General features: G+C 44.8%; 18 protein-coding genes. 5 read left to right on the top strand and 13 right to left on the bottom strand.

What is annotated here, in order from left to right:
• The first annotated feature begins 226 nt into the window (after nucleotides 1-226).
• Nucleotides 227-1,492 carry a hypothetical protein gene (locus tag ACEW9J_RS02130; protein WP_373543500.1) on the top strand — a complete coding sequence of 422 codons (1,266 nt, stop codon included), beginning with the start codon at nucleotides 227-229 and terminating at the stop codon, nucleotides 1,490-1,492.
• A gap of 10 nt (nucleotides 1,493-1,502) precedes the next feature.
• Here the strand turns inward: ACEW9J_RS02130 and ACEW9J_RS02125 are convergent, their stop codons facing one another.
• The 5 genes from ACEW9J_RS02125 to ACEW9J_RS02105 form a co-directional block, all read right to left on the bottom strand.
• Nucleotides 1,503-2,129 (bottom strand): Uma2 family endonuclease, encoded by a 627-nt coding sequence (locus ACEW9J_RS02125; RefSeq protein ID WP_373543499.1) that lies wholly within the window; start codon nucleotides 2,127-2,129, stop codon nucleotides 1,503-1,505.
• Nucleotides 2,130-2,221: 92 nt separating this feature from the next.
• Entirely contained in the window at nucleotides 2,222-3,109 is an 888-nt protein-coding gene (locus ACEW9J_RS02120; RefSeq protein ID WP_373543498.1) for an alpha/beta fold hydrolase, read from the bottom strand.
• Nucleotides 3,110-3,341: 232 nt separating this feature from the next.
• On the bottom strand, nucleotides 3,342-3,830 hold the full coding sequence (locus ACEW9J_RS02115; protein WP_373543497.1) for a photosystem I reaction center subunit XI: 489 nt from the start codon (nucleotides 3,828-3,830) through the stop codon (nucleotides 3,342-3,344).
• 79 nt (nucleotides 3,831-3,909) lie between these two features.
• Nucleotides 3,910-4,035, bottom strand: a complete 126-nt coding sequence (locus ACEW9J_RS02110) for a photosystem I reaction center subunit IX (RefSeq protein ID WP_373543496.1) — start codon at nucleotides 4,033-4,035, stop codon at nucleotides 3,910-3,912.
• A gap of 186 nt (nucleotides 4,036-4,221) precedes the next feature.
• Nucleotides 4,222-4,719, bottom strand: a complete 498-nt coding sequence (locus ACEW9J_RS02105; RefSeq protein ID WP_373543495.1) for a Photosystem I reaction center subunit III — start codon at nucleotides 4,717-4,719, stop codon at nucleotides 4,222-4,224.
• Between the two features lie 290 nt (nucleotides 4,720-5,009).
• Between ACEW9J_RS02105 and tsaD the strand changes: the two genes are divergently transcribed.
• The gene (tsaD, locus tag ACEW9J_RS02100; protein ID WP_373543494.1) at nucleotides 5,010-6,056 is read left to right on the top strand and encodes a tRNA (adenosine(37)-N6)-threonylcarbamoyltransferase complex transferase subunit TsaD; all 1,047 of its coding nucleotides are present in this window, start codon (nucleotides 5,010-5,012) and stop codon (nucleotides 6,054-6,056) included.
• Between the two features lie 455 nt (nucleotides 6,057-6,511).
• Here tsaD and mnmE read toward each other — a convergent pair whose 3' ends face one another.
• Nucleotides 6,512-7,882, bottom strand: a complete 1,371-nt coding sequence (mnmE, locus tag ACEW9J_RS02095) for a tRNA uridine-5-carboxymethylaminomethyl(34) synthesis GTPase MnmE (RefSeq protein ID WP_373543493.1) — start codon at nucleotides 7,880-7,882, stop codon at nucleotides 6,512-6,514.
• 188 nt (nucleotides 7,883-8,070) lie between these two features.
• Between mnmE and ACEW9J_RS02090 the strand changes: the two genes are divergently transcribed.
• Nucleotides 8,071-9,426: a hypothetical protein gene (locus tag ACEW9J_RS02090; RefSeq protein WP_373543492.1), complete on the top strand. Its 1,356-nt coding sequence runs from the start codon at nucleotides 8,071-8,073 to the stop codon at nucleotides 9,424-9,426.
• A 202-nt stretch (nucleotides 9,427-9,628) separates the two neighbouring features.
• Nucleotides 9,629-9,736, top strand: coding sequence for a photosystem I reaction center subunit VIII (gene psaI, locus ACEW9J_RS02085; RefSeq protein WP_373543491.1), 108 nt, complete (start codon nucleotides 9,629-9,631; stop codon nucleotides 9,734-9,736).
• Nucleotides 9,737-9,932: 196 nt separating this feature from the next.
• On the opposite strand, the gene ACEW9J_RS02080 is transcribed toward psaI, so the two are convergent.
• The 6 genes from ACEW9J_RS02080 to ACEW9J_RS02055 all read right to left on the bottom strand — a co-directional run bounded on the left by ACEW9J_RS02080 (nucleotide 9,933) and on the right by ACEW9J_RS02055 (nucleotide 12,284).
• Complete coding sequence (locus ACEW9J_RS02080) at nucleotides 9,933-10,052, bottom strand: photosystem II reaction center protein J (protein ID WP_373543490.1); 120 nt, start codon at nucleotides 10,050-10,052, stop codon at nucleotides 9,933-9,935.
• Nucleotides 10,053-10,099: 47 nt separating this feature from the next.
• Nucleotides 10,100-10,219 carry a photosystem II reaction center protein L gene (locus tag ACEW9J_RS02075; RefSeq protein ID WP_373543489.1) on the bottom strand — a complete coding sequence of 40 codons (120 nt, stop codon included), beginning with the start codon at nucleotides 10,217-10,219 and terminating at the stop codon, nucleotides 10,100-10,102.
• A gap of 15 nt (nucleotides 10,220-10,234) precedes the next feature.
• Nucleotides 10,235-10,369: a cytochrome b559 subunit beta gene (gene psbF / locus ACEW9J_RS02070; RefSeq protein ID WP_373543488.1), complete on the bottom strand. Its 135-nt coding sequence runs from the start codon at nucleotides 10,367-10,369 to the stop codon at nucleotides 10,235-10,237.
• A gap of 124 nt (nucleotides 10,370-10,493) precedes the next feature.
• Nucleotides 10,494-10,748 (bottom strand): cytochrome b559 subunit alpha, encoded by a 255-nt coding sequence (psbE, locus tag ACEW9J_RS02065; RefSeq protein WP_373543487.1) that lies wholly within the window; start codon nucleotides 10,746-10,748, stop codon nucleotides 10,494-10,496.
• Nucleotides 10,749-10,859: 111 nt separating this feature from the next.
• Nucleotides 10,860-11,870, bottom strand: coding sequence for a photosynthesis system II assembly factor Ycf48 (locus ACEW9J_RS02060; RefSeq protein WP_373543486.1), 1,011 nt, complete (start codon nucleotides 11,868-11,870; stop codon nucleotides 10,860-10,862).
• A gap of 21 nt (nucleotides 11,871-11,891) precedes the next feature.
• Nucleotides 11,892-12,284: a rubredoxin gene (locus ACEW9J_RS02055; protein ID WP_373543485.1), complete on the bottom strand. Its 393-nt coding sequence runs from the start codon at nucleotides 12,282-12,284 to the stop codon at nucleotides 11,892-11,894.
• A 190-nt stretch (nucleotides 12,285-12,474) separates the two neighbouring features.
• On the opposite strand from ACEW9J_RS02055, the gene cax reads away from it, so the two are divergent.
• Nucleotides 12,475-13,548: a calcium/proton exchanger gene (gene cax, locus ACEW9J_RS02050; RefSeq protein ID WP_373543484.1), complete on the top strand. Its 1,074-nt coding sequence runs from the start codon at nucleotides 12,475-12,477 to the stop codon at nucleotides 13,546-13,548.
• 201 nt (nucleotides 13,549-13,749) lie between these two features.
• On the opposite strand, the gene ACEW9J_RS02045 is transcribed toward cax, so the two are convergent.
• Nucleotides 13,750-13,951 (bottom strand): transposase (locus ACEW9J_RS02045; RefSeq protein ID WP_373543483.1); only part of this gene is annotated, 202 nt, incomplete at its 5' end.

Raw genomic sequence — 13,951 nt, 5'->3', positions numbered from 1 at the left:
TGAGTTTGACATCTTTTCTTTCCCCTCTTGACAAACCTCGACTTTTCTTAACTTGTCACGAATCGGGGCACCCGCCCAGTGTTCTTGGGGTTTCCCTTGTCAACTGTTTAATGGGTACAGAGGTAATCAATGTCAACCTTGACTAAATTTGGCTAAAATTTTATTAGGGTGTTAATTAAATCGTCCATAGCATCTCAAGTTTGGATCGCTCCACAAATGTTAGCAGGTGGATATATTGGAACAGCGGATAATGAATGCCAATCCTCAACTCATGACAGCGGTGGAACAACTCGGTTATCGAGTGACTTGTGGGGATGTTGTCACCCATACTGGTATCCATTTAGAAGCGGCGCGTTCGGGATTACTAGCTTTAGCAAATCAAACTGGGGGACATCTTCAAGTTACCGACACAGGCGAAGTGGTTTATGTCTTATCGCCAGACTTTCGGCAAATTTTGCTCCGCAAGAATGTCAGACTAAGATTTAAGGCTTGGATCGATCGAGTCTCGTCCGTTGGATTCTATCTGGTGAAGATCTCATTTGGGATTTTGTTGATTACTTCCATCAGTGTTGTCTATTTGACAATTTTGGCGATTACACTAGCCGCGATTTTTAGTAACGATGGTGGCGGTGATTGCGGTGATGGCGGAGGGAGTTGTGTTTTAGGTATTTTTGATTGGGGTGGCAGTAGCTCCTCTAGTCATTCAACCATGCCTACTACCTATTCAATTGCACCGCTACGCGCAAAAACGCAGCGCAAACCACTTAACTTTCTGGAAGCAGTGTTTTCAGTACTATTTGGTGATGGCAATCCTAATGCCGATCTCGAACAGCGACGCTGGAGTTATATCGCTAATCTGATCCATCGTCAGCAAGGCGTGGCAATTGGAGAACAAATCGCGCCGTATTTAGATAATTTAGGGGAGGGAACAGATCGGGAATATGAAAACTATATGTTACCAGTCTTAACCAAGTTTAATGGTATTCCCCAAGTGAGTCCTACCGGACAGCTAGTCTATCATTTTCCCGATCTCCAAACCACCATCAGAGATGACTCAGACAAATCTGCCAGAGTTCCGCAATCTTTGCGAGAACGTAAGTGGAAGTTTAGTAAAGCCACATCAACTCAAACTAATTGGTCGATCGCTTTATTTGCTGGAAATCTAGTTGGCATTATCATCTTAGCGATTCTACTAAGTGGAATAAATAGTGGTTTAATTAGTGCAGCTCTGACGGTATTAGCTCTCTATGGCAGCGGGCTAGTGGTCATTCCTATCTGCCGCTACTTTTGGGTAAAGCAACAGGATCGGCAAGTCCGCAAGCGTAACTATTTACGTCATGAGCAAGTAAATTTATTGCAACAAGGAGCGGAAGTTCCAGCAAAGTTGGACTACGCTCGGCAGTTTGCCAAACAGCATAAAATTACCGATCGAGATATCATCTATACCACCGAAGAAGATCTGTTACCACAAGAGTTTAAACGCTTAGAATAAACATTTTACTTTAATTTTCGCCCGAAGTTGTAATTTCATCCCATGCGATCGATAGTTCTAAATTGGGAAATGTTGGCGACTCAATCATCTCGCCGCTTCTAAATTGATGTAGATCGTATTCACCATCAACTAAATAATAAACCGAAATAATCGGCTGCTTGGGATAACCAATAAAATTTCGTCCGCCCAATCCTAAATAATCGACGATCCAGTATTCTTGAATTCCTAATGCTTGATACGCAATCTGTTTGATTGCATAATCATCTTGCCAATTAGTTGAAACTACTTCAATTGCTAGTTTGACCGAACTACCTTGGGTGATAATTGATTCAGTCTCCCACCGTGGTTCTTGAGCTAGCAGTTCTCGATCCGAAACGATGACATCAGGCTCATAGCCAGATTTACCATCGATCGATTTGACGATCGATTCTCGCGGAATTAAGTATGGTAAACCCAATCGGTTAATTTCTAAATATAGTTTACCAGAGATCTCACCAGCTATTTCCGAATGTTTGCCTCGCGGTTTGGGCATTTCTAGAATTTCTCCATCTCTGAGTTCGTAGCGAAATGCAGATCGTTCTGGCAACCAAGTAATAAAATCATTAAAGCTAATTGTTTTAGATTCTGCTAGTACCATGTTTGTTTTGCTTGACTCAGCACAGAAATAACTTGATTTAATTAAGAGAATTTTAGCTCGTCTCGTTGTTGAGAACCAGATTGTCGATCGATTCAAGCCAGTTTACTAATCCAATTACTCAGAACAGGATTGACTAATTCTGGTGCTTCATCTTGAGGACAGTGCCCGACATCGGGGATTTCGACAAATTCATCAACAGTAGACACATTCATCAATTCGCGCCCTAATGCGATCGGTTCCCACGGATCGGCAGCCCCCCAAATCGCGATCGCCGGACAATTCAATTGGGGTAAGAGATCTTCAGGTAATGGCCCCCAAGAATAAGCGGTAAATTTCAAAAAGACATCCGCCGCACCAGGATCGGCGGCTGGAGCCATCAATATATCGATCAGTTCTTCGCTGACAGCTTCTGGGTGGTGGTAGGCTTGCCGCAATATATTGCCAACTACTCTGCGTTGGGCGAGTTGCTTGAAAAAGAATTTACCGATCGCTGGTACAGTAAGAATAGACTGGAGGACTGGTGTACCCCAGCGACGATAAAAGGGCATTTTGGCACGTTTGCGATCGTGCAATAGTCGCAATGAACAATTGAGTAGTGCTACACCTTTAACGAGTTCTGGATTAGTTATCGCAGCTTGCAGAGCGACAATACAACCGATCGAATTACCGACTAATATTGTCGGACTCCCAATTATTTCCCGACAAAAATCGACGACTAATTCGCCCCAAGTTTCAAAGGTATATTCAATATCCGATCCTGGTTGGGGTTTGGCTGAAGCTCCAAAGCCGATCAGATCGATCGCATAGCACCGACAACTTTCAGCCAGTACGGGAATATTTTTGCGCCAATGTCCGACGGAAGCCCCGAATCCATGAATGAGTAATACGGCTGCGCCCGTCTCGCCAGCAGTCTGATAATTAATCTGATGTCCGCGCCACATCCAGGTAATATTTGCAGTGGTCGTAGCGATCGAAGTCATATACAGTAATGATTACAACAATCGTATTGTAACGCGAATTATTGATGCGTTATGGCTGTCGGCTAGCACATCCGCCGAAAGTGCAGATGATTTAATTCTCATCCCTAAAAATGAAATTACCCCATCTTCATATTGAAGATAGGGTAATTAGCTAGCCTCGATCTCGCTCAGATGCGATTACCTCCGGTAGGCTTCGCCAACGAGAATGAATTAGTAATGTGAGTGAATCTAGCTATTTAGCAAGGATAGAGAAACTACTTAAAGTTGGAATATTGGCTACCAACAAGTAAGCAAATGCTGCACCACCAAGTCCGCCGATTAAGAAACCAGAAGTAAATTCACTCCAGCCTTTACCATCCTTGATATTTATCGGTGGATTTGATGCGGCTACGCTAGGTAGTGGCGGTGCTGGGTTGACACTAGCATAAATAGCTAGGCAAGCAGTTAAAATCACCACCAATCCGGCTGTTGAGAGCAATCCGGCTAAGTAGGCTTGCTCGGTATGACGGAGGGGACCCAACAGGGTAAAAGGGCCGAGTAGGAAATAGCCATGAGCCATGCCGACTTCTAAACCACGCCGCTGTGGGGACAACCCATTGCGGTAAATAGGTAAGTTACTGATGAAAGCTTTGACAATACCCAAAGAGTTGACAGGAGTAGCTAGATTGCTAATTTCTGACTTGGGGGTACTGACGACAGATCGATCGCGACTAAGAACCATTGAAGACCTCTCAAAGTAATTAAGGAAATAGGGTATAAGGAATAGGCAAATAATTAGACCTATTCCCTAACATCAAACATTACAAGGGGTGAAATAATAGGTCGGGGAAAAAGAGATTGATCTCAATTAGCAAAAATGCCGTAAATGACATCCAAACTGCTGCTAGAACTGGGGCACTAGATAGAAATCTCAAGAAATTTGGCACGGGATATCTCCAGAATTTAAAGTCAATACGATCGAGTAATAATCACCGTAAGGTAAGGTAAGCTAATCGGTAATTATTGGTATTCAATTGGTAAATCATTCGGGGATCGACTACATCAATGTAGCCTGTCAACTCGAACTTGTACCGTGAACATAGATTCTCAGCATGAGAATCTACTCATTAAATTTACCGAGGAGAAACAGTAATCTCATTATCTTTAGCGACTAATTTACCAGAGGTAAATTCACCGATGGCACTAGCTGGCCAAGCGAATCCGCCCAACATACAAGTAATTGCTAAAGGTACATCGATAATAATTTCTTTGTCTTCAGTATTAGGGTCTTTTTTGATGGCAATCAGGTAGGCACGACCAACCCAACCAATCCAACCAGCAATGTAGAGAAACAGGATGCCAGGAATCAAGAAGTCACCTGCTCGATCGAGTCGTCCATCGACGATCAAGTGTGGAAGTCCTTCAGGGCCGCATAGAGCTTGAGCGTAACGTTCAAAGCGTTTCTTGCCAGATTGGGGATCGCCAGTGGTATTGCGCGCCTCTTTGGCACGTTGCTGAAAGGCTGGAGAGTCGCCACAACGGACGAGTCCGGCTACTTCTGAGGCAGATGCGATCGGTGCAAAATTAAACCAGAGACAGATGGCAAAGACAAAAGCCAGCAGTTTTTTCATAGTGATTGTTTATTTTTATAACAAAACAAAAAGTTTTATTTACAAACAGCGCGATCGGGTTGTCGATCTGCTTTGGTAAAAAAACTATAATAGTCTTTCGGGAGTATCCAGTAATATTTGGCGATCGATCGCGAAACATCACTGGTATGGTAGAGGTTGGCAAAATATCGCCAATCGAGATCGCCCGATCGGCAAGCTATTTGAGTTGGTGTAATATTCTGAATTAACAGCTACACCGCGACGATTGCCAAATTATTTATCTCTGTTTTCATCTTTTAAATTAGCAGCTAATGACAACAGTTTTATCAATTGAAACAAGTTGTGACGAAACTGCGGTGGCAATTGTAAACAACCGTAAAGTTTGCAGCAGTGTCATCGCCTCACAAATCCCCATTCATACTCAATATGGTGGTGTCGTCCCAGAGGTGGCATCACGGCAACATTTATTAACAATTACTGCTCTGATCGCCCAGGCGATCGATGAGTCGGGTTTAAGTTGGGCAGAAATTGAAGGGATTGCAGCAACTGTCGCACCTGGATTGGTGGGTGCACTGATGATCGGTATGACTGCGGCGAAAACTTTAGCGATTTTGCACGACAAACCATTTTTGGGCGTTCATCATCTAGAGGGACATATCTACGCATCCTATTTGAGTGCGCCAGAATTGGAGCCACCATTTCTGTGTTTGCTAGTCTCAGGCGGACATACTAGCTTGATTCATGTCAAAGATTGCGGCGTATATACCGAACTCGGAGCCACTCGCGATGATGCGGCGGGAGAAGCCTTTGATAAAGTGGCAAGACTATTAAATCTCGGCTATCCAGGCGGCCCGAAGATCGATCGATTGGCAAGTCAGGGCAATCCCCACCTTTACCCCCTCCCAGAGGGCAATATATCGATTCCTGGCGGTGGCTTTCATCCATATGATTCGAGTTTTAGTGGTGTAAAAACTGCGGTACTGCGATTGGTGCAAAAATTGCAAGCCGAGGGGCAAGAATTACCTGTAGCTGACATTGCGGCAAGTTTTCAACATAGTGTCGCGCGATCGCTCACCAAACGCGCGATCGCTTGTGCCAGCGACTATGGTTTGAATACGATCGTCATCGGTGGTGGTGTGGCGGCGAATCGCGGCTTGAGAGCGACATTACAAGCAGCAGCAGATAAGCGGGGGATTAAGGTGTTGTTTCCGCCACTGGAGTACTGTACTGACAATGCCGCAATGATCGGGTGCGCTGCTGCGGAACATCTGCATCGGGGACATACTTCACCATTAGATCTGGGGGTGCAATCGCGATTATCAATTATGCAAGTAATGAGTTTGTACGAACAGGTGTGAATTTTGCCAGGACGGTTGTGCGGGAGATTCTCCTAAGGGAGAGGCTACTTGTGCCGAGCGAAGTCGTTGGTGTAGCCTCGCCGTTGGCGACAGTACGCCAATGAGAGAGGGTGAGGGTAAGAGCAGATTTGGATTTTATTCAATCATTATTCCCAACTAAAATCCAGAAATGGAGCGAATGCCGTTCTCCGCTTCACACAAATCGAACCTTACGTAGGAGAGTTTGAGAGGCGGCGTTCCGCCTCTCAACGGGGGGTCTGGGGGTCGGAGCGATGCGCGCTCCTCGGGTTCCCCGTTCGCGAAGCGTCTCGCAGAGAGGGTTTAGCGCATCAAGACAACCCCCAGATCCTGGTTCTGCCCCCACTATTAATAATCGCCCCCCACAGATTCTATTCGGTTGCCGATTAGCTTACTACAAGCATCCCGCCGCGATCCTCAACCTAAAAGAACATCAACTACTTCCCAATACAGAAGCGACTAAAAATCCGATCGAGAACTGACTCAGTGACCTCTTCGCCTGTAACTTCGCCTAATGCTCTAATCGCCTCACGGAGGTCGATCGTCCAGAAGTCAAATGGGAATTGACTATCGACGGTAGTTAAGACCTGTTGTAGGGCAGCCTGGGCGCGAATCAGTGCTGCTGCTTGACGTTGATTGATGGCGATATCGATATTGGCTGCGTGCAGTTTGCCGCCAGCAACGATCGCCAATATCGCCGCCTCTAAGCGATCGATTCCCAGATCGATCGCCGCAGCAGTTTCGACTACAGCACTAATTCCTGATGGTAAATTCAGGTGGGGGCTAGTTTTAACCAGATCGACTTTATTGACTACCACAATCGTCGTAATCGGGGCGATCTGGGCGTAGAGTTCTGTCTCTACATCCGTCCAACCGATCTGAGCATCGATCGTCAGTAGGACTAAATCCGCCGCTTGCGCTGCCGCCCGCGAACGCGCCACCCCAATTTGTTCGACCACATCACTAGTATCCCGAATCCCCGCTGTATCCAATACCTGCACGGGAATACCGCCGACGACTAATCTTGATTCAACTACATCCCGCGTCGTTCCAGGGAGTGGAGTCACGATCGCCCGATCGCTCCGACTCCAAGCATTGAGGAGACTAGATTTACCGACATTTGGCTGTCCGAGAATTGCCACCTTCAAACCACTCCGCAACAATTCCCCACGATCGGCTGTCGCCACAATGCGCCCAATTTCCCCCGCTAATGCCGCTAGTTTTGCTTTGACATCATTTAAATCCAATGGCGGCAAATCTTCCTCAAAATCGATTCTCGCCTCAATCTCAGCCAGTAAATCCAATCCTTGCGATCGCAATTGACCGATCGGTTGGCGCAATTTCCCTTGTAATCCAGCAATTGCTGTTTGAGCGGCGGCGGGAGATAGAGCACCCACCAGATCGCTGATACTTTCCGCCTGAGTCAGATCGATCCGTCCATTCAAAAATGCCCGTAGGGTAAACTCCCCAGCTTCGGCGACTTTTGCTCCATACTCTATACACAACTGAAGAATCTGTTGTACTAGGATAATTCCGCCGTGACTGTGGATTTCGACCACATCTTCCCGCGTATATGAGCGCGGTGCAAGCATCACTAGTAATAGTGCCTCATCGATCGTCACATCCGTCTCTGGATGCCGCACATAACCATATAAAATTCGATGGCTCTCCCACTCTTGGGTGCCTGGTGTTCTAAAAATTTGGCGGGCGATCTTGACAGCATCTACCCCTGAGAGTCGCACAATTCCGACACTACCTTGTTGGGGGACAACAGCCGTCGCGATCGCTACAATGGTTCCAGTTTGCATAGTTAAGTCAGTTGACAGCTCGCACAGAGCGTAGTCGTTCGCGGAGCGTTTCGTAGAGAAGTGTTGACAGTTGTGAAGATATTTACTTTGCTGGGCATTGATGCTGACTAATTACTAGTCACCGATCGCCATACAAACTATTCTTATAAGATACTAAAATTTAGATTTAGTGAATTTGGGGGTAACTAATGGAATATTGGGAGTTTCTAATCCAACGTCAGGGCGATCGAGGATGGCGGCCGATTAAAACAGGTAATCTCCAGTTGATGGAAGGAAAGTATCGCATCATTGCCAATAGTCACTTATTAGATACACAGATTCAGACTCGTGTTACCCATCAAACTCCAGGCTTGACGGCACCGCAACGGCGATCGCAATCGTGCAACCAAACTACTAATTCTAGGGGATTACTAGCAATTATCCCTTTTACGCACTTAGACTCAGGCATTTGGCAATTTGTCTGTAGTGGGATGAGTGGAACACAGACATGGCATCATATTCTCAAACTCCGTGTTTTATCTCGCACACCATTACATGCTCCTAATTCTAGCAATTTGCCACAGCTTGAGACATTGATTCCTCAGACGACGGCGATCGATCGCTGTGACGATCTTGCCACACCGACAGCACCAATGGTACCGATCTCGATGCTAGGCGAACAGGAAAACTGGGCGGATGGACTCGATCGATTATTGGAGCAACTAGAGCGAGATTCATTACGGGTTCAACACCAACAGCCAGTAACTCACCAGGAATTATTGGGTACGATTCGACTCGATCGAATTATCGATCCACCCTTACAACTGATTAGTTTGCACCGCGCCACCTTTTCGGGCATAGTCCCTGGCAATCGACTGATGATTAATGGTGCCTGTAACTTACGACTGCTCAATCCCAATCTCGTCCAAACTGTAAAAATTGAGAAGCTATCAATTTGTCTGCGTCATCCTCAGACTTCCGAAATCATTACCTCGATCGAACAACCTCTCCCGCCAAATCTGGATAAGTTCGCTTTTAGCGGTCAACTGAAATTACCCACAGAGCCTAAAATCAGCTTACTCCTGGGCGAAGTCAGTCTTTATGACAAGCACCATATTCAACTCGGCTCCAGTGGCTTTACAGTCACCCTCAATCTCAATCCATTACATGAGTCCGAACTTTCACTATTACGACTATTCGATCTGGAGCCAGACACTCCCGCCGCAATGGCTCAGATTACCCAAGAATTACAAATAGAACCACTGACGATCGAGCAACATCGCTCGTCACATCCTGCCCATACCAACCCACCAAAAATACCCCTGTCGTCTCAATATCCCTCTGTACCGCTTGCCTACAAACGAGAATCTGTCTTCACTCATCCAGATATCAAGCCCGTACCATCCTCGATCGATCGTCCTTCTAGCGCAGAATCTGCAAAAAAAATCGCCCAGAATCCCCCGACTGATATTACTGGCAATCTAGAAATCGATTTTGCTCTACCTGCTGTCGTTGGATTAGCGTCCCCCCGCTATCAAAATTTAGAGATCGTCATCGATGATTAGACATTAGATCTCCTGCGAAAGTGAAAGCAAAATATTTGTAACAGTTGACAGTTGACAACGACTCGCTAAAGCCTAAAGCCTAAAGCCTAAAGCCTAAAGATTAAGATTTGCGAACTTTTATCAAATATTTGTGAGCTTTATTAGCTGACTAATTCAGATAGAATCTAAACATGCAACTTATATAGATCGAGGATTTTTAATTATGGCAGCTTCTTTTCTACCTTCGATCCTCGTCCCTACTGTCGGTTTATTATTTCCAGCGATCGCGATGGCATTCTTATTTGTATATATCGAACGTGACGCGATCTAAATTCATCTTAGGTAAACTGGTTCACCTGCGGAGGTAGGCGAATCAGATGCTGCTGATGTTTCGATCGGATCGTCCAATGCCTATCCAATCAAAAAGCCGGACTAGTCCGGCTTTTTGGTTTTGGTGGTACTAAATGCTCGATTGCTTTTATCCACATCTGCACACAATCTGGGACTGAGCCAAATTGTCGTCTCGATTACATTGACGAGCCAATTCCAGCATAGGAGCCGTAAAAGAATAGGCTGACAACGCCGATTACGCCCATACCAGCAACGGTAGCAACCAGCCACAATGGAATTTTTCCTGGTTCAGACATAGTTTTTTTCTCAGTAAAGATCCCAATAGTAATACAAATAAGACTAGTTAGTTAAAGAAGTAACTAGTAAATAGAATTCCGAGCGTGAAGACCATTAACAGGCCTAAATATAGTGAAGAACGGTTGAGTTCTACTGGCTGATTATTTGGGTTTGGAGTACGTTCCATAGTTTTAATTCGATCCTATCTTTGAATAAATTGCATAGCAGCGATCGCGCCGATAAAAAATACGCTAGGTATGCCCAGAGTGTGGACTGCTACCCATCTGACAGTAAAAATGGGATATGAAATTGGTTGATTTCCGCCGCCGCTAGTCATGTGTTTGCTCCGAAAATTTAAGGTAGGTTAGTTTAAGATTTAGTTATCGATGTTTATCTGGTTACTCATTGGCTAATAAGTACCAAAAATAACTTTCGAGCCAAGCTAAGTAGGATCGGGATAACTATTTCTTTTGAACGAATTTGTCTAGCTGATTTTTGGAATCAAATCGATCGGAGACGATTGGCAACTCTTGACGAGTCTGAGTAAAGTACTCATCAGGACGAGGAGTACCAAAAGCATCGTAAGCCAAGCCAGTGCTAACAAACAACCAGCCAGCTACAAACAATGCTGGGATGGTAATGCTGTGAATAATCCAATAACGAATACTGGTAACGATGTCCGAAAACGGACGTTCTCCGGTGGTTCCGCTTGCCATCTTGTCTGTACTCCTGTGGTTAAATATCTACTCATCACAGTTTATCTCATAACCTTGAAGAAATGTGATGTGTAAATGAGAAATTAGGCTTTAGGCATCGATCCTTAATCCCTACATACTAGCAACATTGGGGGTGCCTTTGTACTCAAGGATAATCCCCCGTTGACCGATGATAAAACCACGCTCGGGACTAAAGAACAAAATCTTGTATAAATTCGATGGTACCTCTTCTACAGCCTCATCCTTGAGCCAAGTTTTACCGCTATCATTGCTGACGAGCAAATCTCCACTCCCACCAGATACCCAGACTTCTCCAGGTGTCCGATACGCCAGATCTAGCAAGCCTGTATTAGTTTTTTGTCCGGGAAATACTTCATTCTCCCAAGCGTCGGGCGTTGCGGGATTGCTAAATTGTAGTTGTCCACCCCGCGCCAGCATCCACAGCCGACCATCATTAGTAAATCCCATATTAGAAACACGGCGAGAACTGTTCCGGTTATGGGGTTCCCAATTTTCTTGACCTGGACTCCAAATCGAATAAAAGTTACCTTTGGCAGAGACAGCGATGTATTTACCTTCAGGGGAACGAGAAATCGTCCGAAATACACCCACAGCCCCACTAACTAGTGACTTCCAATTTCTACCTGCATCTTGGGTGGCATAAATCGCCCCGATATCAGTAGTCATTTCCGCCGATTTATCACCTAAAGCTTTGATGGTGGCGGGAATCCCTGGTAGTTTGGAACTGAGGGCAATTCGTTCCCAAGATTTGCCTGTATCTTTAGTGTGGAGGAGAATCGCGGGTTCGCCGACAATCCAGCCTTCATCACCAGCAAAACTAATTGAAGTGAAGCGATATTTGTCGCTATCTAGTTCTAATTTGCGATTTTCCCAAGTTTTACCACCATCGTTAGTTTCCAGGATGGCTGCGTCACTACCGACTACCCAGCCGTGTTGGGGATTGCCAGTAAATGTCAGATCCTGGATATTGGATTCGGTGGGTAGCTGGATGGATCTCCAGGGACTGGTAGCTAGTGGTTGAATGTGACTACAACTGACACACAATATCCCGATCGCCAGTAGTGTAACAGTTCGTTTGAGAATTTGTTTAAGCAGGTTCATTTGTTGGAGCGATAATTATTTTTAATTGAGTGTATATAAGCTGAGGAAAATCAGGATGCCGACTGCGAGTCCACCATAAATTAATAAGCTTTTTTGTCCTGGAGTCATGGTATTTACCCCAAACCCATAGCCCTGGTTCTCTTTGAACCCATAACTTTCGGTAGTCCCGATATTCGCAAATGCGGTTTTCTTTACCCCACATGAAGGACATTTCCAAGTCATGGGTAGTACGCTAAAAGGCGTACCAGCAATAATCCGGTTTTTAGGATCGCCTTTACTGGGATTATATTTGTATCCACAGGCGCGGCATTCAAATCGATCGTCATCGCTAGCTACTGCGGCGGCTGGTTTGGTGTCTGTTGTAGGTGCCAGATCTTCTGGACTACTAGGACGATCTTGCTCTAGATCGCTCATAAACTTGATTTTAATATTGGACGATTATTAACACACTGTTACAAATTTTGGCATATTATGCCGAGGTTTGATCCTAGGGATGAGATATTCTCAGATCTAATCCACATCTACGTGTATTGTTACTGACACAATCTTTGGGTATCTAACTATCAGGTACCCTCCTTCCTCTACCTATCTACCTACTTCTACCATGTCTATCAAAAAAATCCTGTCGATCGGGTTACTGATTTTTGTGCCGATTTCGATCGCTGCTGAATCTCAACACTGGGGGGAACTGGTAGTATTTATCACCTCAGCCTTAGCTATTGTGCCCTTAGCCATCTGGTTGAGTACCGCAACGGAGGAACTAGCTATCGTCACTGGCCCTGCGGTCGGCGGGCTGCTAAATGCCGTATTTGGTAACGCTACAGAGTTAATTATTAGTTTAGTTGCGCTCAAAGCTGGCTTGGTTGATATTGTCAAAGCCAGCATCACGGGGACAATTATTAGTAATCTGCTGTTGGCGATGGGATTGTCGATGTTTTTGGGTGGCTTGAAATATAAGGAGCAAGAATTTAAACCGATCGTTGCTCAAGTCAGTGGCTCGTCGATGACACTGGCGGTAATTGCGATTTTATTACCAACGATGGCATTTTATTCTAGTAGTAATTCAGACTTATTTGCAGTCGAAAAACTCTCGATCGCCGTGGCAGTTATTTTAATTGCAGTATACGTGATGACGTTACTTTTTTCTCTCAAAACTCACAGTTATTTGTATGATGTCAGCTTGGTAGAGTTAGATGTTGAAGCGACTGGACACAAACCAGATGTCCGTCTATGGTTAGGTGTTTTAGTTGCTTCTACCTTGGCAGTTGCTTATGAATCAGAAATGTTTGTGGGAGTGGTAGAAACAGCAACTAAAGGATTGGGTTTAACACCGTTATTTACTGGTGTAATTTTATTACCATTAGTTGGTGGTGCCGCAGAATATGTCACAGCGGTAGGTGTTGCCATTAAAAACAATATGGATTTGTCTGTCTCTGTAGCGATGGGTTCGAGTTTACTCGTTGCTCTATTAATGGCTCCGATGCTAGTATTGGTCGGATACGCGATCGGTCAACCGATGGATCTCAATTTTAATCCGTTTGAAGTTGTGGCGGTAGGAGTCGCAGTAATTGTGGCAAACTTGATTAGTTTAGACGGTCGATCAAATTGGTTGGAAGGAGTATTATTACTCGCAACTTACTCTATCTTAGCAGCATCTTTCTATTTTCTACCGATTTGAATGTGTCCAGCTAGCGAATCGATTTACCTCGTTTGAAACAATTGAGAGTGTTGTACTACATAATAAATATTATCTTCGATAAACTGAACAAAAATCAGAGGTGTAAATGTCGATTGCAATCCAAAATGAGAAGCTATATTGGCTCTCCTGTACTTAGGGTGATAATTTAAACTTATTCAAATGATCGGAGCGGAGCGGAGATTATTTGAATAAGCAAGCTAACAGTTTTTCTCTCATCGATTTGAAACTAGCAAAACCGTAACTTTGGCGGAGAATTAACTTAATTCTAGTATTAATACCTTCGGTGACACCACTCGTAGTTCTATTTAAGAAATAATTAGCAATCTCCGGCAAATGTTTCTCCAGTGTATCAGCTATACTCGGAAAAAACATCCGCGCATGT

Origin of the sequence: Chamaesiphon sp., from assembly GCF_041737865.1 — a bacterium.
In the GTDB taxonomy this organism is placed as follows: domain Bacteria; phylum Cyanobacteriota; class Cyanobacteriia; order Cyanobacteriales; family Chamaesiphonaceae; genus Chamaesiphon.
Note: the sequence above shows the minus strand (reverse complement) of the source record. Positions and strands in the feature narration are given on the sequence as shown.